Source organism: Pseudomonas sp. FSL W5-0203, from assembly GCF_001896155.1.
In the GTDB taxonomy this organism is placed as follows: Bacteria; Pseudomonadota; Gammaproteobacteria; order Pseudomonadales; family Pseudomonadaceae; genus Aquipseudomonas; species Aquipseudomonas paracarnis.
This window is the reverse complement of the sequence record NZ_MPOR01000020.1, coordinates 89,325-110,535: the sequence shown is the minus strand read 5'-3', so window position 1 is coordinate 110,535 and position 21,211 is coordinate 89,325. Positions and strand designations below refer to the sequence as shown.

At 57.7% G+C, this 21,211-nt stretch carries 13 protein-coding genes; 7 read left to right on the top strand and 6 right to left on the bottom strand.

Annotated features, from left to right (window positions below):
• Window positions 1-75: 75 nt before the first annotated feature.
• The 4 genes from BOP96_RS29275 to BOP96_RS18305 form a co-directional block, all read right to left on the bottom strand.
• The gene (locus tag BOP96_RS29275; RefSeq protein ID WP_175562995.1) at window positions 76-885 is read right to left on the bottom strand and encodes a fimbrial protein; all 810 of its coding nucleotides are present in this window, start codon (window positions 883-885) and stop codon (window positions 76-78) included.
• A 238-nt stretch (window positions 886-1,123) separates the two neighbouring features.
• On the bottom strand, window positions 1,124-3,622 hold the full coding sequence (locus BOP96_RS18315) for a fimbria/pilus outer membrane usher protein (protein WP_073453599.1): 2,499 nt from the start codon (window positions 3,620-3,622) through the stop codon (window positions 1,124-1,126).
• An 80-nt stretch (window positions 3,623-3,702) separates the two neighbouring features.
• Entirely contained in the window at window positions 3,703-4,422 is a 720-nt protein-coding gene (locus BOP96_RS18310) for a fimbrial biogenesis chaperone (protein ID WP_073453597.1), read from the bottom strand.
• 54 nt (window positions 4,423-4,476) lie between these two features.
• Entirely contained in the window at window positions 4,477-5,070 is a 594-nt protein-coding gene (locus BOP96_RS18305; RefSeq protein ID WP_073453595.1) for a fimbrial protein, read from the bottom strand.
• Window positions 5,071-5,375: 305 nt separating this feature from the next.
• Between BOP96_RS18305 and BOP96_RS18300 the strand changes: the two genes are divergently transcribed.
• A complete protein-coding gene (locus BOP96_RS18300) occupies window positions 5,376-6,170 on the top strand; it encodes a helix-turn-helix transcriptional regulator (protein WP_073453593.1) in 795 nt (264 codons plus the stop codon).
• Here BOP96_RS18300 and BOP96_RS18295 read toward each other — a convergent pair.
• Window positions 6,161-7,270, bottom strand: coding sequence for a DmpA family aminopeptidase (locus BOP96_RS18295; protein ID WP_073453592.1), 1,110 nt, complete (start codon window positions 7,268-7,270; stop codon window positions 6,161-6,163). The genes BOP96_RS18300 and BOP96_RS18295 overlap by 10 nt on opposite strands.
• A 219-nt stretch (window positions 7,271-7,489) precedes the next feature.
• Here BOP96_RS18295 and BOP96_RS18290 point away from each other — a divergent pair, with 219 nt between their 5' ends.
• From BOP96_RS18290 to BOP96_RS18265, 6 genes are all read left to right on the top strand, one after another.
• Window positions 7,490-9,199, top strand: coding sequence for a ShlB/FhaC/HecB family hemolysin secretion/activation protein (locus tag BOP96_RS18290; RefSeq protein ID WP_073453590.1), 1,710 nt, complete (start codon window positions 7,490-7,492; stop codon window positions 9,197-9,199).
• Window positions 9,200-9,310: 111 nt separating this feature from the next.
• Entirely contained in the window at window positions 9,311-10,600 is a 1,290-nt protein-coding gene (locus BOP96_RS18285) for a filamentous hemagglutinin N-terminal domain-containing protein (protein WP_083609846.1), read from the top strand.
• Between the two features lie 223 nt (window positions 10,601-10,823).
• Window positions 10,824-12,041 carry an MFS transporter gene (locus tag BOP96_RS18280; RefSeq protein WP_073453586.1) on the top strand — a complete coding sequence of 406 codons (1,218 nt, stop codon included), beginning with the start codon at window positions 10,824-10,826 and terminating at the stop codon, window positions 12,039-12,041.
• A gap of 62 nt (window positions 12,042-12,103) precedes the next feature.
• Window positions 12,104-13,219 (top strand): efflux RND transporter periplasmic adaptor subunit, encoded by a 1,116-nt coding sequence (locus BOP96_RS18275; protein WP_073453584.1) that lies wholly within the window; start codon window positions 12,104-12,106, stop codon window positions 13,217-13,219.
• A 19-nt stretch (window positions 13,220-13,238) separates the two neighbouring features.
• Window positions 13,239-16,340: a MexW/MexI family multidrug efflux RND transporter permease subunit gene (locus tag BOP96_RS18270; protein ID WP_073453582.1), complete on the top strand. Its 3,102-nt coding sequence runs from the start codon at window positions 13,239-13,241 to the stop codon at window positions 16,338-16,340.
• 10 nt (window positions 16,341-16,350) lie between these two features.
• Entirely contained in the window at window positions 16,351-17,784 is a 1,434-nt protein-coding gene (locus BOP96_RS18265) for an efflux transporter outer membrane subunit (RefSeq protein WP_073453580.1), read from the top strand.
• Between the two features lie 33 nt (window positions 17,785-17,817).
• Here the strand turns inward: BOP96_RS18265 and BOP96_RS18260 are convergent, their stop codons facing one another.
• Window positions 17,818-21,042 (bottom strand): hybrid sensor histidine kinase/response regulator, encoded by a 3,225-nt coding sequence (locus tag BOP96_RS18260; RefSeq protein WP_175562994.1) that lies wholly within the window; start codon window positions 21,040-21,042, stop codon window positions 17,818-17,820.
• Window positions 21,043-21,211 lie beyond the last annotated feature (169 nt).

Sequence of the window (21,211 nt, the reverse complement as noted above, 5' to 3'; positions counted from 1 at the left end):
GTGGCGCGCTCTTCAACGCTGAGTTCGGTATAAGACATAGGGGCAGCACCGTACCGGAAAGGTCAGGTGTTGCACTCAGTTTTTGCCGCCGCCGAGTGTTACGGTGACTCCAGCGTATACTGTACCAGGTGTCATTTTCCCGGTACGAATGTAATGAACACCAAAGAGTTTACTGATAGTTCCACCCTGAACCCCCATAGCCCCCAATTCACCTTTGACTGTAGAAGTCGAAGTTTGAGACCCATAGACCACAGGCGTCTCGCCATCAAGCACTTGCAGCGACACACCCGAGGCCGAGTTGACTGCTGAATTCAGCGTTAGGTTTGAAGTCGTATTGCCCGGAGCGTTCACATCCACCAACGAATAAAGAATTTTGTACGGCGCGTAGGAGGCGGCACACGTTACGCCAAGCGAGAAATTTACTCTTCCAGCCGTATCACCGACTAACGAGAGCGACGATAAGTTAGTCTTTTTTAGACTCACCTCGGACGGCGCGCTTAGCGTGCAGGACGTATTATTCACGGAAAGACTAACTGAAGCCAAGCCTCCATCACTGTCCATAATTTGAGTTGAATGTTCAAACATTCGATTATGAAAAAAAGACCTACTAGCAGGCACTACTAGCTGACCAACTGGCAATCGAGCTAGAGAAACATAACGAAATCGATATTTGTAACCTTTTTTCAAAACCCCACCAACACCTAAACCAACACCCAATAAGTCAATGACCCCATTAGTAGAATAGATTACGGGAGTGTAATCCCCATCGAAAAAAGCATGCTCGTAAATCACACCAATATTGGGATCACTTGTAGGCTGCAGATCATAAGCCTTCCCATCAAAATTATACACACCAACTCTAGACTTATAAAAAATCATAGCCATATGAATATGGCTCATCGAGAGTAGTGTTGGTGCAACTTACATAATCAGCAATAGATCTTTCATGCCACACATCTGAAATCATCTGTGTCCCAGCCTGCCCCTTGGCTTGCTGCACCTTTAAAGTCACACTCGTTCCTGACGCCACATAAGGAGTACGACACACACTACTAGCCCAAACATGACCATTTACAAGAAAAAGAATGAACAGACACCCCCACTTCAAAAATACGATCACCTGTCAACCCCTCTCACAGACAGCATCAAAAGCCTCATACATTAGCTCTTTTTTTGCAGGCGGCACATCATAACTAAAACTACATTTCCCACCATTCCACACAACATCGAACACGCCTTTATCCTTGACTCCAAAAACCAGTAATCTTGATACATTATCAACCACGCCTAGCACACTTCCGTTTTCCCCATAAACTTGAGCACCAAACGGAATTTTTTCACCATTACTCAACTGCAATGAAAACTGCAACCTGCGCCCCGACTCAACCTCAAACCGACGCTTAACCACAGCGCCACGCGTCGGCACCACCCGCTGCGAACTTTCTGCGACTTCAATATCGCTACCAAAGGTATTGGTATCCAGGTTGATCCAGTTGTAACGATAGGGTTGCGCATAGGGGACCACCGCATAGCCTTTTTTATCGGTACGCACCGCAGTCCCACTTTCGACGCCGACGCCCTTGGTATCGGGTACTTCAACCAATGCGAAGGTCTCACCGACCGGTTGCCCCAACGTCAACCCGCCGCTATGCACCACTACCGATCCACTTGCCCCGACGTCAAAATGCTTGTTATCCCGACCCTGCCCATAGTTGCCACTGACTTTCGCGTTCGGCGTGTCCCAGTTCATACCGACGCTGCCGGAGGCACCGCTGGTTTTGCTTTTGCTGCCTTGTACCGAATAACTCAAGGTGTTCTGTTCGTCGATGTTGCCGGACAGGCCCGTTTGAATCGACGTCTCGCCCTGAGACGACGAAGTAGCGCTGGTATACAGGCGCTGCGCGCGACGATTGTCACCGAACGGAATGCTGAAGGATGCGGACACCTGGTTATCGATCCGTTGGCTGCCCCCCTGCCCCTCTGTACGGGACACGGCAAAGCTGTAGCTGGTGTCGGCATAGCTGCCGTTGTAGCCGAACTGCCAACGCCGCGTGCTGCCCTGGCCGTTCCAGTAACTGGTTTCGCCCAAACTCAGAAACAGCGACCCACGCCCTTCCAGGGACTGGTTGACGTTCATGTCAAACCGGCTTTTTTGTCGACCGTAATAAGGGGTGGCGAAGTAATCCTGCTCATCCACATGCTGGCTGAACGTGCGATAGGACTCGGTGGAATAGCGATAGCCGACCATGGTGAAGGTGGTATCGGTGCTGCTCAATGTTTTGGAATACAAAAAACGCGCACTTTGGCCCACGTTCTTGCGCCCGGATACATCCTTGGAGTTGCTGTTGGTGACGTCAAACGACACGCCACCCCACGGCGAGTTAACTCCCACGCCCAGGTTCAACGCGTTATAGCCTTGGGACGCGAGCAACCCGCCGTAGCCGGTGAAGTTGTCGGTCACGCCATACACCAGCGTGCCTTGGGTAAACTTCGGCGCAGCCTGCCCTTCAGTCTGGTATTGGCCAGCGGCCAGGCTGTAGCGAGTGCTACCTCGACGTGTCATCACCGGCAGGTAGGAGTAGGCCTGGGTGTATTGACGCTCGCGCCCATCGGCCTCGATGATCTTGACGCTCAAGTCACCGTTGGAACCACTGGGGTAGATGTCGCTGATCTCGAAGGCGCCCGCAGGCACGCTAGCCGAATAGATCACATAGTTGTTCTGGCTGATCTCCACCGTTGCGTTGGTTTCAGCGATACCGCGCACCACGGGTGCGAAACCGACTTCATCATCGGTCAGCATGCCGAGCTCCGACGTCAATTGCGCGCCGCGAAAACGCACACTGTCGAAGATATCGCCCTGGGTGTACAACTCGCCTCCGGCCAGTTTGCTCTTTAGGCTGACGATGTCACGCTCGGCATAGGTACGGTTGCTGTTGAATGTATCGCGCATACCGGTACCCCCGGAAATCGACGACTCGTTGCGAAAGCGCCAGGCTCCCAGATTGAAGCCGTTACGCAAACCTATGTAGCGGTAGTCGCTACTGTAACCACGGCTGATATTGCGACTGAAGTTAGTCTGGTAATTGGTGTACAGGGCGGTGATGCCGTTATCCCATAACGACGGATCGACATAACCACTGGACTGTCGCTTTATGTAAGCTTGAGGCATGCTGATCTGCAACGCCAGCGCGGTTACATCAAACTCGATATCGGCACCTGGTACCAGAGCCGGCAGATCGATCAGGGTATCGTCGGCACTGCCCGCAGTAATGACACCTTCTTGTTCCAGCCGTGCAGTGTTCACCCCAATCGCCTTGAGCAGGCCCAGGTGTATGATCGGTTTGACTTCCGATCCGTCCTGCACGGCGAACTTGATGGTTTCACGCAGTATCAAGACTTGATTGAGGTATATATCGACATTGTAAGTGCCAGGGGCGATAGTACTTCCTTGTTCAAAGTACTTCAGTTCGGCCGTGGCGCCATGCTTATTCAAGAAGGCATCATTGAATTCAACAGCATAAGCGGCCAAAGGCAAAGAGGCGCTCGCCAGCACTAAACCAGAGGCGCCAATACGACCAAACAGACGGGTACCAGAGTAACTCCTAAAACAAAGCGCCCACATAAAAATCTTGCCTCATTACTCGATCGTTTACTACACAGCTTATTTCAGAGACAGTATTACCTGCTTTCTTTAAAAGGCCGTTAGTTTGAAATATTGACGAGGTGCTTGACCGGAACGCCATAATCATTGATCGCATTAAACTCAATGACGGCTTGAGCATTGGCAGGTACTGCCCCCGCGCCTTCTACTAAAAACTTAGCGGTCGTACCAGGCGCCACCATTTCCGCTTTGGCTGGATGACGCCCCCCTTTATACTCAAGAAAAACAGAGCCAAAGGATGCGTAATAAACGGATTCATTGGAGACCAACAACCACTGCTTGCCGGCCTCACTCACTAACTTCCACTTCAACGACTTAACAGATTCTTCAGGCGTACCTGACAAACCTGTCGGCCGATAAAACAACTTGATCCGTTGGCGCACTGCAATTTGCAACGTGTTATCGGTTTCGGACTTTTGCGGAATCTCTTGCACGCTCAGCCAGAACACCGATTCTTTGTCTGGAGGCAAGCCTTTCCCTGCATAAAAGATGCGCAGACTTTGTTGCTTGTTGCCGCCCAGACGACTTAACGAAGGGGTCAATGCAAAAGGCACATCCTGCCCCGGATTTTTAAGGTCCGGCTCCAACCAGGACTGAATCATGATGTCCCTGTCGGCGTCATTCTTGACCATGATCGACGCCTCCTTGAGCTTCTGCGGATAGATAACCCGCGTACCGCCCAATGTAATTCCGGCGTGCGCAATACCACTGAAGAGCAATACGATCCCCACCAGCCAATACCTGGAGTACACGTTCTTCATTTAATTACCTGCGGTAAAGTAGAGAAGCATGAATATGCTTCTCTAAGGAGAGACTTATTGGTAAGTCAGGGTAAATGGCAACGTACCATTGGCCGGGCCCGGCACAATTGGGGTAACACCGTTAGCCACATAGGAGGCACGCATATTCAAATTGGCGGTATAAGTGAAGGCTGGGTCAGTACCGGCCTTGACCAACGGCGCATCAAAAGAGCCGTTACCTGCCAGATTGATCAGGTTGTTGCTGCTGTCGTAAATACCAATACCCACGCCCACTGCCGCACCGGTGGTTTTGAGCAAGTTATTATTCGACCCATCCACACCCGAACCAGAGCTTGGGTCGAACATTACTTTAACAGTGGTCAATCCAGCAGCGGTATTACCACAGTCCAGATTAATATTAATCGCCGCACCCGAAACAATCCCGGGATTTTTGGTGCTCAGGGAGTCGATACTGACCTTACCCATCGGCACTTCAATTATCTGTGCACCGGCGACACCACCAACACTAGTACCTGCACCGGAAGAGGCTTTGCAGGAAGCGGCAGTAATTTCACCGGTAAAGTTGATAGTGCCGTCTGCCGCCAAAGCGGAAGTTGTAATCAATGCGGTGATAGCCGCTGCCAGAATATGCCTTTTTTGGATAGCCACAATCAATTTCCTTTAGGTTGTTTAGGTTGCACAGGAGGTTAACGCTTGTAATCGACCCTATAAAAAGAGTCGACAAAGTTTACCCAATACACCCTCAGCAACAATCACAGGAATCCATACCTAGCTCTAGACGAATCCGTACAAGTCATCAGATAAATCCTACAAAGTTGACGAGTACTCAAATAACGTTTGATACAACGGCGAATACGGTCTGTAGACTGGCCCTTCTTACACGAGATATACGCACGTGACACGAGCCAGCGGCGCACGGCCAAGGGCAAGCAGTAACGTCGAAAGGAGCCCCGATGGGCAGTGAAACGAACCTGACATTGCAGGATGTAGCGTGGCATGACGCGGTCGGCAAGCTGATCGAGGCCCTGGACCACCAGGACTTCTGGCGATCGTTGACGCGTTTGCTGGGGCGCTACGTACCGGTGGATAACTGGGTGGTGCTGATATTCAGCACGGGCAGGCCACAGGTGCTCGCCGAGTCTGCCGCAGAGGGTAACGAGTCCGACTCACTCTTCCAAGATTACCTCAGGGCTCTGTACCTGCTAGACCCGTTCTACCTGGCCAACCGCGAGTTACCACAAAGCGGCCTGTTCCAGTTGGACGACGTCGCCCCAGAGTGCTTTGAGCAGACAGAGTATTACCAGCGCTACTTTCGATTGAATGTCGTCGCCGACGAGATTCATATCAATGTGCAACTGGATACCAGCCGCACTTTGAGCTTGTCGCTAGGCAGTAGTAGCCGCTTCAGCCAGCAGCAGATCGCGTTGCTGGGTCTGGTACAGCCATGGATCGCCGGCTTGATGCGCCAACGGTGCACGTTCGAACAGAGTTTGAAGGACACACCGGAGCAGGCACCTGACTGGCAGGAGCGCCTCCACGCAACCACGCGACAGATCAGCGCGTCATTGTCTGCCCGTGAAATGGAAGTGGGCCAACTGATGCTCAGCGGCTGCTCAAACAAAGAGATCGCCCGCAAGCTGGCGATCTCTGCCGAGACGGTTAAGGTTCACCGCAAGCATATGTACAACAAGCTGGGGATCAAATCCCAGTCCGAGCTGTTTCTGTTGTTCCTTCAAGCTCAGGAGTGAACCGAGGCCGTCCAACCCACCTTTGCCATCGCTGCCAGCAGTTGTTCCGGCCTGAGCGCCAGCGCTTGTCGACCGCGGCCCTGAAGGTCGTTGGCGGCCACCAGAGCGTTGAGGATTGCCTCTTCGACGGCGTCCGCTGCGGCCACAAACAATGCGGAGATGTAGTCGTTGTTGACCATCTGCAAGACCGTGGTCGGCGAGCCGGGTTGCCCGAGATTGGCAACCGGCAAGCCGGTATTGCCCACCGAAAACGCGATAAAGATGTCACCGCTGTCGTCCTCGGTGCCGCCACCGACCCGTGCCAAGCCGATACTCGCGCGCTGTGCCAGACGTGTGCATTGATGGGGCAGCAAGGGCGCATCGGTGGCGATGGTGATCACGATGGAACCCATGCCTGGCACGCCGACATTCACCGACCCGTCATAAGGTGAAGGCGTGTCCTGCAATACGCTGCCCACCGGGTAACCCGCCACGCGCAAGGCGCTGCGTACGCCGTAGTTGGCCTGCACCAATGCACCTACGGTCCAGCCGCCCTCCTCTGCAGTCAAGACGCGAGACGACGTACCAATCCCACCTTTGAACTCATGGCAGATCATGCCGTTGCCACCGCCCACACAACCTTCCTGCACGGGGCCGCTGCGTGCATCCGCCAGCGCTGCGTGTACATGCTTGGCTGTGACGTGCTGGTCCCAGATATCGCTCAAAATGCCGTCGTAGGTTTCCAGCACTACCGGCATGCACCAGTAAGTGTGCTGCTTACCCATTTCACGCTCGGCGGTCACCAGCGCATCACGCACAACGCCAACGCTATGGGTGTTGGTGTAGGCGATGGGTGTGGTCAGCAAACCGGCTTCGCGAATCCACTCCAGACCGGTGGCGTCACCGTTGCCGTTGAGTACGTGAACGCCGGCAAAACACGGCGCCAGATGAGCTGCGACCGCCCGCGGTTCGATGATGGTCACGCCGGTATGCATCGAGCCGTCGGTGCTTTCGGCATTGAGGGTGTGATGGCCGACGCGTACGCCGGGCACGTCGGTGATGGCGTTGAACATTCCGGGGGTGCCAGTGCCAATGGTGATGCCCAGGTCTCGTAAGCGCATGTTTTAACTCTCAATAGTCGAGTGAAGAACGTGCGTGAAGTTTAGGTTGGCGGCGGATGCGTGACGATAACCTCCTGTGGTTACCCTCGGGACGTTAGGCTATTCGTACGATTTATCGCAGAACTTATACGATCGCACCCGCCCCTTTGTGCGCAATCTCCTTGAACCGCCGAGCTTCATCTTATTTTTTCTTGCGCTCGGCCTTCTTAGCATAGGCGGATGAAATCAACGCCCGGCAAGCTCGGCCTCCACGCCTGTATCACAACCATCCTGTATGTAACGACGCTATGGCTGTTTACGGCGATTCAGGTCGTGCGCGCGGCCAGCTCGATCGATACCGTCACCAGCACTCAACGCCTGCAAGACCACCAACTGAAAAACTTACAAGCTCAGGCACTTGGAAAGCCGGATGCACTGACCGCAACGCCCCTGCCCTTCGCCAATGCGCTTAAGCTGCCGGAAGAATCACCCTGTTTCGTTATCCGCACTGTGGAGTGGAAAGGTGCAGATGATTTCGACTGGCTGGAGCGCGCGCCAGCGATCCTGGGGCACTGTGTGGGTGGCGAAGGGTTGACGGTTTATCGCCGTTGGTTAGCAGCACAACTGATGGCGCGCGGATACATCACTACCCAGGTGTTGATACCGGCTCAAGACCTGAGCAGCGGGCACTTGATCGTCCAACTTATCCCTGGGCGCATGGGCAAGATTGATCAGCAACCGGAATCGCTTGGCTGGCCAGGCATGGCCTTTCCCGCAGCCAAAGGCGAACTACTGAACGTACGTGACCTGGACCAGGCGTTGGAAAATGTGCGCCGTCTGCCAGGCCAGGCAGCGACGGCGCTGAATCTGATTCCGGGCGCCGACGTGGGTGAAAGCGATGTGATCATCCAGCAACCGCCGCAGGCACGTCGGGTGTTTGGCTTGCTGACCGTCGATAACAGCGGTATCGACGCCACGGGCCGTCACCAACTCGGTGGGATTGTGGCCATCGACTCGCCGGCCGGGCTTTACGACCAGCTGTTGCTGACCTACAGCACCGACACCGACCTCAATAACCACACCCGTGGGTCTTCGGCTAAAAGCCTGGCCTGGAACGTACCCGCAGGCTATGCCCTGCTGTCGTTCGGTGCCAGCGAGTGGACCAGCAAGCAAGCCATATTCAAAGACCCCGGCGAACGAAGCATTACATTCAGCTCCCGCACCCGACGTATAGATGCCGGGCTGGACTACGTGGTGAGTCGCTCCAATCACAGCAAAAGTGTGCTCAACGCTCGCCTGGTCAATCGTGAGGATCGCGCCTGGGTAGCCTCCACCGAACTGCAGCAATTGCACCGGCAGATCACCAGCTATGAACTTGGCCTGACCCACCGATCCAACCTGCGCTTTGGCAAGTCAACGGTGCAGGCTGGTGTGCGCGGCTCACTGCCCGGACTCAGCAAAACGCCCGGCGCGCTCTATGAGCAACAGGACTGGAACGGTCGCTATCACCTGTTCACTGCCAAGGCGGCGTTTGAGATTCCGTTTGACCTGGGCGCAATGCGTTTGGGCTATCGCAACGCGCTGGTCTACCAATATGCGCCGGTGCCAGTGCCGTCGACCGAATACATGCAGATCGGCGGCCGCTACAGCGTGCGCGGCTTTGACGGTAACACCACCCTCGCCGGCCCCACTGGCTGGACCCTGCGTAATGAGCTGTCCATCACCGCCTTCAGTGGCAGCCAGGCGTATGCGGCACTCGATGCCGGTGCGGTGTCGCCGGTGGGCGGCCAGCGGCGAGGTCGGCAGCCATTGATCGGCGCAGCTGTCGGCTTGCGCGGCAATGTCAGTCGCTTTGGTTACGACCTGGCCCTGGGCATGCCGATCAAGAGCACCGACGAGATGAACACCGCCACGCCCACCGTCGATTTCTCTCTGAGCAGCCGTTTCTAGGCGAACGCTTTTTCCCAGGGATGGGAATCCGAGTGCCACCCAGTGCACTCACCCGGCGCCCGCAGTCACTGCTGCGGGACGCCTCTTTAACCTTCAACCCTCGAGGTTTGTATGAACCCAATGATTCAACCCACTCGGCGCCCGTCCAAGCGCACGCTGCTGGCCCTCGCCCTAATGGGCAGCCTGCCGCTGCTGCAACATAATGCGCAAGCGCAACCCGCCCTGACGTTGGACCCGAGCGCTGCACGTAATGCAGCACTGTCGCAGATCAAAGACACCCCAGTGGTCAACATTGCCGCGCCGAATGCCGCAGGTGTTTCCCACAACCGCTTCACCGAGTTCAATGTCGGCCCTGCCGGGCTGATCCTCAACAACAGCACCGCAGGCGCCCAAACCACGCTGGGCGGCGCCATTGCCGGTAACAGCCTGCTCAACGGAACCTCGGCCGGCGTCATTCTCAATGAAGTCACCGGTAAAACCGCCTCAAGTCTCAATGGCTTGATTGAAGTCGCAGGGCCGAGCGCCCGCGTGATCATCGCCAACCCCAATGGCATCACCGCCAGCGGCGCTGGCTTTATCAACGCCAATCGCGTGTCGTTGGTAGCGGGCACGGCGGTATTGGACGCCAACGGCCAAGTGGCTCGATTGCAAACCGACCACGGCCAGATCCGCGTGGAAGGTGCTGGCCTTGACGCGTCCGGTGCCAACGAAGTCGACCTGGTCGCACGTACCCTGCAGATCAATGCGCAGTTGCAAGCCAAAAAGCTCAACGCCGTGGCCTTGAAAGGCGAAGTCGACGCGATGGACCCAACCACTGTGCTCAAGCACCTGGGTTCGGATGGCAAAGCCGACATCGCCATCGATGTGGCCCAGCTGGGGAGCATGCACGCCGACTCGATTCGCCTGGTCGGCAAGTCGACTGGCGTAGGCGTGAACGTTCAAGGCAACGTCAAAGCGCTGACCGGCGACTTGAAAGTCACGGCCGACGGCAAGGTACAAATCGCTTCCACAGGCGTGTTGGACGCCAAGCAGGCATTGTCGATCGCTGGCGATCTGAACAATCAGGGCGTTCTGCGTAATGGAGGCCCGTTGAGTCTGGTCGGCAATATCGACATCCAGGGCCCGATCCACTTCGGCGGTACGGCTGGGTCTGGTAGCAGCCTCAAGCCTGGCACCATTGTGACGGGTGGAGCCGCCGCAAGCGCTCAAAATAGTGTGGGTGTGGTGATCAATCGCCCGGTCACTTCGCGCCCTTCCTATGTCGTCGCGCCGCCAGTATGGAGCAGGCCGGTAGTGAGCTACCCAGCGTTCAACTGGAGCGCCTATCCGTCGTTCGCCTTTAACACTGCAACAAGCCTGAAACAACCGACCCGCATCCTCCCGCAACCACGCTACTGGTAAACCGCTCCAGCCGGGCGCGGTGGTCCACACCCGCCCGGTCACTTCTCAAGCGTTGCTGACGCTGCTCCCTGGACGATGACGAATGAAGCCTGGGGTTTCGGGCATGGTGCCAATCGCACCGGTCCGTATCATTTGCCAATGGGCAAAGCCCTCTAAACCGCATTCACATCCCGCTTGCAACCATTCACTCGGCAAAAGCCCTGAGCGCTGGGCTGGGAGACTCATGTCCGTCGATATCACTAAACACAGCTCAAAAGGCTTGTTGTTTTTTCTCGCGCTGTCACTGACTGCAGCGCTCATGAACAGCAGCGCACCCACGCCGCTGTACCCGTTTTACCAAGAACATCTGCAGATCAACGCTGTGGACCTGACGTTTATATTCGGCGCCTACGGTGCCGGTGTTTTGCTGGCTTTGATGACCCTGGCGCGCATCGCCGGCCATGTCAAAGACCAGCGTTTTTTGCTGCTCCCAGCCATTGCACTGGTGCTGATCGGCGCCTGGTTGTGCGCCGAATGCGATTCGTTGTGGGCCCTATGTGCGGCCCGCGCCATCTCGGGGCTTGGCGCAGGGATCATGACCACCGCGGTGAACGTGACGTTGGTGCGGTTCGGTCCGCTCGACAACGGCAAGCTGGCGGCGACGCTGGCCACCTTGGCAATGATCCTGGGGTTGGCCCTCGGCCCAGTGCTCAGCGGCGTGGCACTGCAACTGAACCTGTATCCGGCCAGCCTGCCTTTCTGGTCGATCATGGCCCTGGTCATTATCGCCGCCCTCGGCGTACTGACGCTCTGGCCGCGCCACGCCCTTCAGGCCCACATCGCCGCTCACACTGCACAAGCGTCCCTACGTGAAGGCCTGCGCGGTATTGGTCGGCCCTTCCACTTGTGCGCGTGGTCGGTGTTTTTCAGTTGGTCGTTCACGGCCTGCGTTTTCGTGATTGGCCCTGGCGCAGCCGAACAGCAACTGGGCTTGAGTAACCGTGGGATGTTTGGCTACAGCATGGCGGTGTACCTGTTGATCGCCGGGGCCAGCCAGCTGTATTGCAAACGCCTGGATGCAGCGCGTGCATTGCGTTCTGGGCTGCTCGCCCAGTGTGCGGCCTTCCTGCTCCTGCTGACGGCCTTCTCGGTCCATTCGCTGACACTTGCCGCGTTGGCCTTGGTAATCGGCGGCTACGCCTATGGCGCCATTTTTGTCGGCAGTGCGCGGCTGATCAATCAGCTGGCTCCCGCCAACTGCCACGCCAAGTTGGTGGCGTATTTCTATATGACCATCTACCTGTTCAACGCTGTGCCTATTCCGCTTGGGCTACTGGTGGATTCGATTGGGCTCTCCCCGAGCGTGCTCGCCGCCTTGGTCTTTTTTCTGGGGTTCGGTGCCGTGCTGGCGATTCTGGCTACACGGGTCCGACTCCCTCATGCGCATCAACAACCCGGTTGAGCGCTCGTCACCGTTGAACCCTCAGGGTTCTTAACTTTTTGCCTTACGTCAGTACCGGAATCATGCATAAAAAACTCAAAGTGTGCGTCACGATTGCCGCGGTGCTCGCCATTGGCGGCGCCGTCGGCCTGTATCGGCAGTCCAGCTCCGTCCGACCTGCCCAAACGTCGGCCGGAACAGCCGCGCCGGCGATCCAGGTGGCCGTCGCCACCGCTACGCAAGCCGATATGCCCAACACCTTGGCGGGTATCGGCGAGCTGGAAGCCACCCGCCAAGTCATGGTCACCGCCGAAAGCGGCGGCCTGGTACGTTCCATTGCATTCCAGCCCGGCAAGCGGGTGAAAGCCGGGCAAACCCTGGTGCAGCTCAACGATGCGCCGGAACAAGGCGAACTGGCCAGGCTTCAGGCCCAGGCCGCCAACGCCAAGGCCCAGTTACTGCGAACCCAGCGTTTGCTGCCTCAGCAGGCGGCGACGCAAGAGGAACTGGATCAAGTGCAGTCCGCCTACTCCCAGGCGCTGGCCGATATCGTGCGGATCAAGGCGCTGATCGATCAAAAACGCATCAAGGCGCCCTTCACCGGCGTGCTGGGTGTACGCAAGGTCAACCTGGGTCAGTTCGTGCAGGCCGGCGATGCCATGGTGTCGCTGACCGACGCACAGACGCTGTACGCCAACATCACCCTGCCCGAACGTGCCCTGGCACAGCTCAAAACGGGCCAGGAGATGAGCGTCAGCGTAGACGCGTACCCACAGCGCTTGTTCAAGGGCCACGTCAGTACCCTCGAACCGCGTATCGACCCGGGCACCCGCACGATGCTGGTCCAGGCCACGGTTCCGAATCCGGACAACCTGTTGTCACCCGGCATGTACGCCAATGGCGAAGTCCATCTGTCAGCCAAAAAAGATGTCATCAGCGTGCCCGAAACGGCTGTGAGCTACAGCGCCTACGGTGACTTTGTGTACGTGGTCGAGGGCGCCGATACGCAGCTGACCAACACGGTACGCCAGGTCTACGTGAAGACCGGCGAACGCTCCGAAGGCCGGGTCGTGCTGCTTGACGGCGTGAAGGCCGGTGATCGCGTGGTCACCTCCGGTCAGTTGCGCTTGAGCAGCGGCGCCCTGGTACGCATCGCGCTCAAGGACACCGTCGGGCTCGATCAGGCCGCAAGCCGCTGATACATCAAGGATCTGAAAAATGAAATTCACCGACTTGTTCGTGCGGCGCCCGGTGTTGGCGCTGGTGGTCAGCACCCTGATTTTATTGATGGGGCTGCTGGCCATAAACAACCTGCCGATTCGTCAGTACCCCCTGACGGAAAGCTCCACGCTGACGATCACCACCCAGTACCCCGGTGCTTCGCCGCAACTGATGCAGGGTTTCGTCACCCAGGCCATCGCTCAATCTGTCGCTACGGTGGAAGACGTCGATTACATGAGCTCGACGTCGACCCAGGGCAAAAGCGTGATCACCGTGCGCATGAAGCTCAACGCCGACTCCAACAAGGCCATGACCCAGGTGATGGCCAAGGTCAACGAGGTCAAATACCGCTTGCCGGAGCAGGCTTACGACCCGGTGATTGTGAAATCCTCCGGTGAAGCTACAGCCGTGGCCTATGTGGGTTTTTCCAGCCCGACCCTGTCCACTGCAGCCCTCTCGGACTACCTGCAGCGCGTGGTGCAACCGCAACTGTCTTCCATCGAAGGGGTCGGCAGCATTGACCTCAACGGCGGGCAGAAAATGGCCATGCGTATCTGGCTGGATGCCAATCGCATGGCCGCCCATGGCGTTTCCGGCAGCGATGTGGCCCAGGCCCTGTTGAATAACAACGTGCAGGCTGCGCCCGGCCAGGCCAAGGGTTTGTATGTGGTATCGGATATCCAGATCAACACCGACCTGGTGGATGTCGCCGAGTTTCGCCAATTGGTGGTCAAGTCCAGCGCTGCCGGGGTGGTGCACCTGAACGATATCGCCACGGTGGAACTGGGCGCGGCGTCGACCGACACCAGCGCCACCATGGATGGCGTGCAAGCGGTGTTTTTCGGTTTGAATGCCGCACCTAATGCCAACCCGCTGGTGATCGTTAAAAAGCTCAACGAACTGTTGCCGGGCATTCGCGCCAACCTGCCGCCGGACGTGAAAGTCGCTGTGCCGTTTGAGCTGGCACGTTTTATCAGCGCATCGATTGATGAGGTACTCGGTACGCTGGGCGAAGCCATCGCCATCGTAGTGCTGGTGATTTTCTTAAGCCTCGGCTCGGCGCGGGCAGTGATCATTCCGGTGGTCACCATTCCCCTGTCGATGTTGGGTGCAGCCGCGTTCATGTCGATGTTCGGGTTCAGCATCAACTTGCTGACCTTGCTGGCGATGGTATTGGCCATCGGCCTGGTGGTGGATGACGCGATCATTGTGGTGGAGAACGTGCACCGCCATATCGAAGAAGGCAAGTCACCGACGTACGCTGCGCTGCTGGGGGCGCGTGAAGTGGCAGCGCCGGTGATTGCGATGACCCTGACGCTGGCGGCGGTGTATGCCCCCATCGGCCTCATGGGCGGGCTGACCGGCTCGCTGTTCAAGGAGTTTGCCTTCACCCTGGCTGGCTCGGTGGTAGTCTCCGGCATCATCGCGCTGACGCTGTCGCCGGTCATGAGCTCACTGCTGCTTAACAGCCAGATGAACGAAGGCTGGATGGCGCGCAAGGCCGAGAGCTTCTTCCATCGCCTCGGCAGCGCTTACGGACGCGTGCTGGATCTGTCGCTGCATCACCGTTGGGTCACGTTCACCATTGCGATCGTCGTGCTGATCAGCGTGCCCTGGCTGTACAGCCGTGCCCAAACCGAACTTGCGCCCACCGAAGACCAGTCCACCGTGCTGACCGCAATCAAGTCACCACAGAACGCCAACATTGATTACGTCGAGAAGTTCGGCAAGCAATGGAACGACGTCATGGTGACCTTGCCCGAGCAGAGCAACCTGTGGCTGATCAACGGCAGCAACGGCGTATCCAATAGCATTGGCGGGGTCAACTTCGTCGACTGGGAACAACGCGAACGCAATGCCGACCAGATCCAGGGCGATATGCAGAACCGCGCCAACACCATCGAGGGCAGCAACGTCTTTGCCTTCCAGTTGCCTTCATTGCCAGGCTCGACCGGTGGCCTGCCGGTACAGATGGTGATCAAGAGCGCCGGTGACTACAGCGTGGTCTATGAGGCGATGGAAGCACTCAAGCACGCTGCACGTGAAAGCGGCTTGTTCATGGTGGTCGACAGTGACCTGGACTACAACAACTCGGTGATCAAGATCAAAGTCGACCGCACCAAAGCCAATAGCCTAGGCGTGACCATGAAGGATCTGGGCGACACCCTGGCGGTGCTGGTGGGCGAAAACTACGTCAACCGCTTTGCCATGGACGGTCGCTCCTATGATGTGATCCCGCAGAGCCTGCGTGGTGAACGGCTTACGCCAGAAGCACTGTCGCGCTTTTATGTGACCAGCGCCACGGGTGGGCAAGTACCGCTGTCCAACCTGGTCAGCGTCTCGACCGGGGTCGAGCCCAATCAATTGACCCAGTTCGACCAGCTCAATTCGGCGATCTTCCAGGCGATTCCTGCCCCAGGCGTGGCCATGGGCGACGCGGTGAAGTTCCTCGAGGCGCGAGCCAAACTGCTGCCGCCGGGTTTCACCTACGACTGGCTTTCGGATGCTCGCCAATACCATCAGGAAAGTGGCGCGTTGGTCATGGCGTTCCTGTTCGCAATCATCGTGATCTACCTGGTACTCGCTGCGCAGTATGAAAGCCTGCGTGACCCGTTGATCATTCTGATCAGCGTGCCGATGTCGATATGCGGTGCATTGATTCCACTGGCCCTGGGCATGGCGACCATCAATATCTACACGCAGATCGGCCTGGTGACCCTGATCGGCCTGATCAGCAAGCACGGCATCCTGATGGTGGAGTTTGCCAATGAGATGCAGGTCAAGCAGGGCCTGGACCGGCGTGAGGCGATTCTGCACTCGGCGAAGATGCGCTTGCGGCCGATCCTGATGACCACGGCGGCGATGGTGGCGGGCTTGATTCCCCTGCTGTTCGCCTCCGGTGCCGGTGCCCATAGCCGTTATGACCTGGGCCTGGTGATCGTGGTGGGCATGTTGGTGGGTACGCTGTTCACTTTGCTGGTTTTGCCGACCATGTATTCGTTCATTGCCGTCGACCATCGTACGGCGGCCACCACACCGCGCGCCCGTGCGCTGGCCGCTGCCGATGCAGCCGACGCCGCCACGGCTCAGTCGGTGTAAGGAGACACACATGCACCCCTTTAATACCTTCGTGATTCGTCCGCTCGCGCTGCTGGTCTGCTCGGCCTGGATGACGGGCTGTACCGTCGGCCCAGACTACCGGGCCAGTAACGAGCCCGCAGTAGAGCTGACTCAAAGCCCCGACACCGCGCTGTATAGCAGCACCCGCGTGCAACAGGATTGGTGGCGACAATTCCAGGACCCACAACTGGATGCGCTGATCGATCAAGCGCTGGCACGCAACCATGACCTGCGCATCGCCCAGGCCCGGCTGCTGGAGGCACGTGCGGTGCTGGATCAGCGTCAGTTGGACCAACTGCCAACGGTGACCGCCAGCGGGGCTTATTCCCGTAGCCTGTCCCAGGCCAACCCCGGTCCGAGCAGTGAGCGCAACCTGGCCAAGACCTATCAGGCAGGCCTGGATGCGCAGTGGGAGCTGGACCTGTTCGGCAGGCTGCAGCGCCTGTCGCAGGCCTCTTCGGCACGCGCCGAGGCCGTCGCGGCAGACCTGGCGCAAACCCGCATCGTAGTGACCGCCGACGTGGCGCGTCACTACTTCGAACTGCGCGGCGCACAACGGCAGTTAGCGGTGGCCCAGGCCAACCTGAGTAATCAGGAAAAAACCGTGGTGCTGGTCCAGGGCCGCGTGGATGCCGGGCGCGGCACCGCCGACGAGCTGGCCAGCGCCCTGGCCGAGCGCGCACGGGTGCAAGCCACACTGCCGAGTTTGGAAACCCGTCAAGCGCTCAGCCGTTATCGGCTCGCCGTACTCACGGGCTCGCGGCCCAATGAGCTGCAAGCGCTGACCGACCTGAAAGCACTGCCGGCATTGGTCACGCGCTTGCCGATTGGCCAGGTCAGCGACTTGCTGCGACAGCGTCCCGATGTCGCCAGCGCCGAACGCGATTTGGCGGCCTCGAATGCCGACATTGGTGCAGTGACGGCCGAGCTTTACCCACGGATCGACCTGGGCGGCTTTCTCGGCTTTGTGGCCTTGCGCGGTGGGGATTTGGGCAACAGCGGCAGCCGCGCGTTCAGCGTAATGCCCTCGGTCAGTTGGCCGGCGCTGCATTTGGCCAGTGTCAAGGCTAGGCAGCGAGAGGCGCAGGCGCGTGAGGTGGGTAGCCGAGCGCGCTATGAGCAAGTGGTGTTGAATGCGATTGAGGAAACCGAGGGTGCGCTGACGACCTATAGCCTGTCGCAGCAACGGGTTCGCAGCCTGGCTGAGGCTGCCGCGCAAAGTGAGCGTGCGGCTCGACTGGCACATGCGCGTTATGAAGCAGGTAGCGCGGCGTATCTGGTAGAGCTGGATGCTCAACGTACGCAACTGAATGCGCAGGATGCGCTGACGCAGGCGGAGACCGCGTCGTATCTCGATGTGGTGCAACTCTACAAAGCGTTGGGTGGGGGATGGCGTGCGCAGGAGCCGCTTGTATCCAAGTAACCCAGGCCGCCCCAAGCGGGGCGGCATATCAGCTTATAAGCCCGCAATAGCGCGTTCGACGCGCTGGATAAACGCTGCAACGTCTGCATGGGTGTGGTCAATCCCATCCCGTGCGACAGCGGCCTCCAATTCGCGACACTGTTGGATCAAGCTCTTAGCCTTGCCTACCGCCAACGCGCCGCGAATACGGTGCAGCAAACGCGTCGCCTCGTGAGCGCCTAGCCCAGCGCTCAACGTTTTGAGCTCACCCAAATCCTGGGCAATAGTCTCAAGGAAAAGCTCCAGCATGCGCTCTGGCACGTTTATCTCGTCTACATCGTTTACCTGTACAGCGCCCTCGGAAGCCTGGACCAGTGCAGGATCAAGCACACTGCGCAGACACAGATAAAGCCCCTGAATGTCCATCGGCTTGGATAACCAACTGTTCATGCCCACACGGATGCAATGCTCGCCCTCCTCGCGCAACGCATTAGCGGTGACGCCGATAATCGGCATATCCACGTCACGCTGGCGCAGTGTGTCAGCCAACTCATAGCCATCCATGAGCGGCATGTTCACGTCGGTCAGCAGCACGTCATAGACTTTCAGTTCCAACTGCTGCAACGCCTGCACCCCATTAGCCACTACATCCACCGTACAGCCGATACGCTCCAGTTGCTCCTTGATCAGCGCTTGATTGACCGGGTTGTCTTCGGCCACCAGCACATTCAGGCCCAGGTGCAGCTGCGTCACCGGTGTTTGCTGCAACGGTGTCTCCGGTTCACCACTGATCGCCATCACCACTGCACGGCAGATGGACCCGACACTGTTCTGGTTCACCATCAGGTCTTGGCCGATGAACTGCGGCGTGCTGCTGAAATCATGCTGGGCAAAGACGTTGGTCGCGCCTGAGCGTCCCACCTCCACCTGTTGCGGCATGACCGTCAAGATGGCATCAGGTTCTGCGCCAGCGTCATCGCCCATGACGGTAGTGTGTGCACCGTGCCATTCCAGCCAGTCGCACAGGTTATCGGTCAAGGTTGCATAGGGCGTACGAACATCGATGCACTTGCCTGATAACTGGGGCAATAAAGATCGGGGGGCCTCTAGCGTTTCAAGGCTCAACTCAAATATGAATGTACTGCCCTCACCCGGCGCACTGTCCACGGTCAACGCACCTCCCATCATCTGGCTGAGGTGGGCGCAGATAGGCAGCCCAAGCCCGGTGCCTGCGACGGTGTGATGTTTGCTGTCGGCCTGGTAAAAACGCTCGAACAGTTGCGCCTGCACCGCTTCGCACATCCCTGGGCCGCTATCGATCACGCGCCATTGCAGGCTCACCTCGCCTGCGCAGACTCCGATAGGCGACAGGAAGACTGCGACATGCCCGCTCTGGGTGAACTTGATCGCATTATTGAGCAGGTTGCCGACGATCTGCTGAATACGCAGGCGGTCGCCCTGCACCAGGTTCGGCACGCGAGGGCCAACACAGCAGTAAAGCGCCAGCCCTTTATTCGCAGCCATCGCCGAGAACCCGCGCACAGTTTCTTCGAGCATTTCCAGTGGCTGGAACACGACGGACTCCAGGACCAACTGGCCCGCCTCGATCTTGGACAGGTCCAGCACATCGCTGATCAAGTGCATCAACACCGCAGAAGAGCTATCGATAGTGCGCAGATAGCCACGTTGGCGTTCATCCAGAGAGGTCATGCCCAACAGCTCAAGCGTGCCCAGCACACCGTACAACGGCGTGCGTAGCTCGTGGCTCAGGGTGGCGACGAAGTTGCTTTTCTGCTCATTAGCCGCATCCGCCGCCTGGCGGGCGAGGAGCAACGATGCGGATGCTTCTCGGTGGGAAGAAATGTCAGTGAAGGTACAAAGCAACACGCTGTCGCCAAGATACTCGGTGGGTGTATAGCGCACATGCAAGACCCGCTGATCGACCAGCAGGCAGCCTTCACCGGTAAGGGGTTTATTTTGCTCAAACAGCGGCCATAGCGCCATCATTGGTGCAAACTCGCTCGGCTCGCCCAACCATTGCGTATACAGACTGTTTTGCGTCACCAGTTCTATCTGCGGTCCTTTGACCACACACAACGCCAGTGGCACCGTCTGCAGCAAAGACAGATTGAAATCATGGTTGACCAATAACTCCCGAAAGTCATTGCTCGCTGGTACCACAATACGCCGGCGGTACCATCGGATGACCGACCAGCCGCTGATGACGCATAACCCCAGCAAGCCGACCAGTCCGAGTAACTGCCAACGGGCGTCCAGGATCAGTTGTTTATAGGGGATACGATACAGGGCCTGCCAGGCGCCCATGTCCCCGGTACTGCGCTTGATCAACAGCCCCGATGAGGTGAAATGGAAGCCGCTTTCATACTGGTAGATTTGCGGTGACTTGCCACCCACCACGCGCGTGCCATCCGGCGCGACGATGTCTACGGTGCTGTACAGCGGCAGATCAAAAAACTGCTTTTCTATCCTTACCCCGGGGGCATCGAACTCATCCCAATACAGCAAGGTGGCGGCAATAAGCTCTCTGGGAGGCCCCTTTCGTTCCCACTGGCGCTCTTCGACGCGACCGGAGACATAACCCAGAATTTGCTGAATGTCCTCACCGCCCAAAAAGAAATGACTGGGCCGCCAGCGCACCAACAAGTCGCTGCTCAAGGGAGGAAGCTGACGCGCGGATTGCTTGACCTCATCCAAAACCTGTGAAAAGTTCCGCTGGCCTGGATGAGATTGAGGGCTGATCGCAGGAATGGCGATGTCGAAATCGCTGGACAGGTCAAACAGGAACATTTGCGGGGACGTGAAGGTTGAACCGCTCCAGAAGTCGCCATACACATTGGCCAAAGCAACCCCTAGTTGCAGTTGTTGACCCAGTACACCGTCATTCGCATCGGCAGCCTTGGTGGGTAGTGCCGCGGAAAACGTTGTGGCGACCTGGGACGCCTGGCCTTCATAAATGCGCATGTTGCCCTGTGTCGTTTGGTTGACCACGTAGGCTTCAGGGTTGAATACCGGCTTGTACTCCAACTGGCTGCTGGCCTTGATCGCACGCAGCAGAAAAATTTCATGATCGTAGGCGCGGCCCACGAAACGCATGAAGTGATAATCGACTTTGAGCACTTCGCCGCGAATGACCTTGTAGGTCACCCAATAGCCAGTCACCGCGAAAAAAACCAGTAACAACAAGGACATCAGCAGGCCAAAACTCAGGCGTAGCGAAACTTTCTCAAGCTTGCCGACGCTCGATTGCCTATAGCGCATACGCGGTGCCATTTGCAGCGTTCATAAGGGTGCTTTGAGCCTTTGAAAGTTCATGTGCGGTTACCGGACGACCTTCCGCTCGGATGAGTCTATAGGCTTTTCATGAGCTGGTAAGATTAGTCCTACGCACCCACTCGAAAGAGCTGACGTTTATGGTTACGCACATCCT

Excerpts from the sequence above, each read along its gene's own strand:
- BOP96_RS18315 (WP_073453599.1), bottom strand. The coding sequence starts at position 3,622 with ATGTGGGCGCTTTGTTTTAGGAGTTACTCTGGTACCCGTCTGTTTGGT.
- BOP96_RS18295 (WP_073453592.1), bottom strand. The coding sequence starts at position 7,270 with ATGCGCTTACGAGACCTGGGCATCACCATTGGCACTGGCACCCCCGGA.
- BOP96_RS18300 (WP_073453593.1), top strand. The coding sequence starts at position 5,376 with ATGGGCAGTGAAACGAACCTGACATTGCAGGATGTAGCGTGGCATGAC.
- BOP96_RS18270 (WP_073453582.1), top strand. The coding sequence starts at position 13,239 with ATGAAATTCACCGACTTGTTCGTGCGGCGCCCGGTGTTGGCGCTGGTG.
- BOP96_RS18260 (WP_175562994.1), bottom strand. The coding sequence starts at position 21,042 with ATGCGCTATAGGCAATCGAGCGTCGGCAAGCTTGAGAAAGTTTCGCTA.
- BOP96_RS18285 (WP_083609846.1), top strand. The coding sequence starts at position 9,311 with ATGAACCCAATGATTCAACCCACTCGGCGCCCGTCCAAGCGCACGCTG.
- BOP96_RS18275 (WP_073453584.1), top strand. The coding sequence starts at position 12,104 with ATGCATAAAAAACTCAAAGTGTGCGTCACGATTGCCGCGGTGCTCGCC.
- BOP96_RS29275 (WP_175562995.1), bottom strand. The coding sequence starts at position 885 with ATGGCTATGATTTTTTATAAGTCTAGAGTTGGTGTGTATAATTTTGAT.
- BOP96_RS18290 (WP_073453590.1), top strand. The coding sequence starts at position 7,490 with ATGAAATCAACGCCCGGCAAGCTCGGCCTCCACGCCTGTATCACAACC.
- BOP96_RS18280 (WP_073453586.1), top strand. The coding sequence starts at position 10,824 with ATGTCCGTCGATATCACTAAACACAGCTCAAAAGGCTTGTTGTTTTTT.
- BOP96_RS18265 (WP_073453580.1), top strand. The coding sequence starts at position 16,351 with ATGCACCCCTTTAATACCTTCGTGATTCGTCCGCTCGCGCTGCTGGTC.
- BOP96_RS18310 (WP_073453597.1), bottom strand. The coding sequence starts at position 4,422 with ATGAAGAACGTGTACTCCAGGTATTGGCTGGTGGGGATCGTATTGCTC.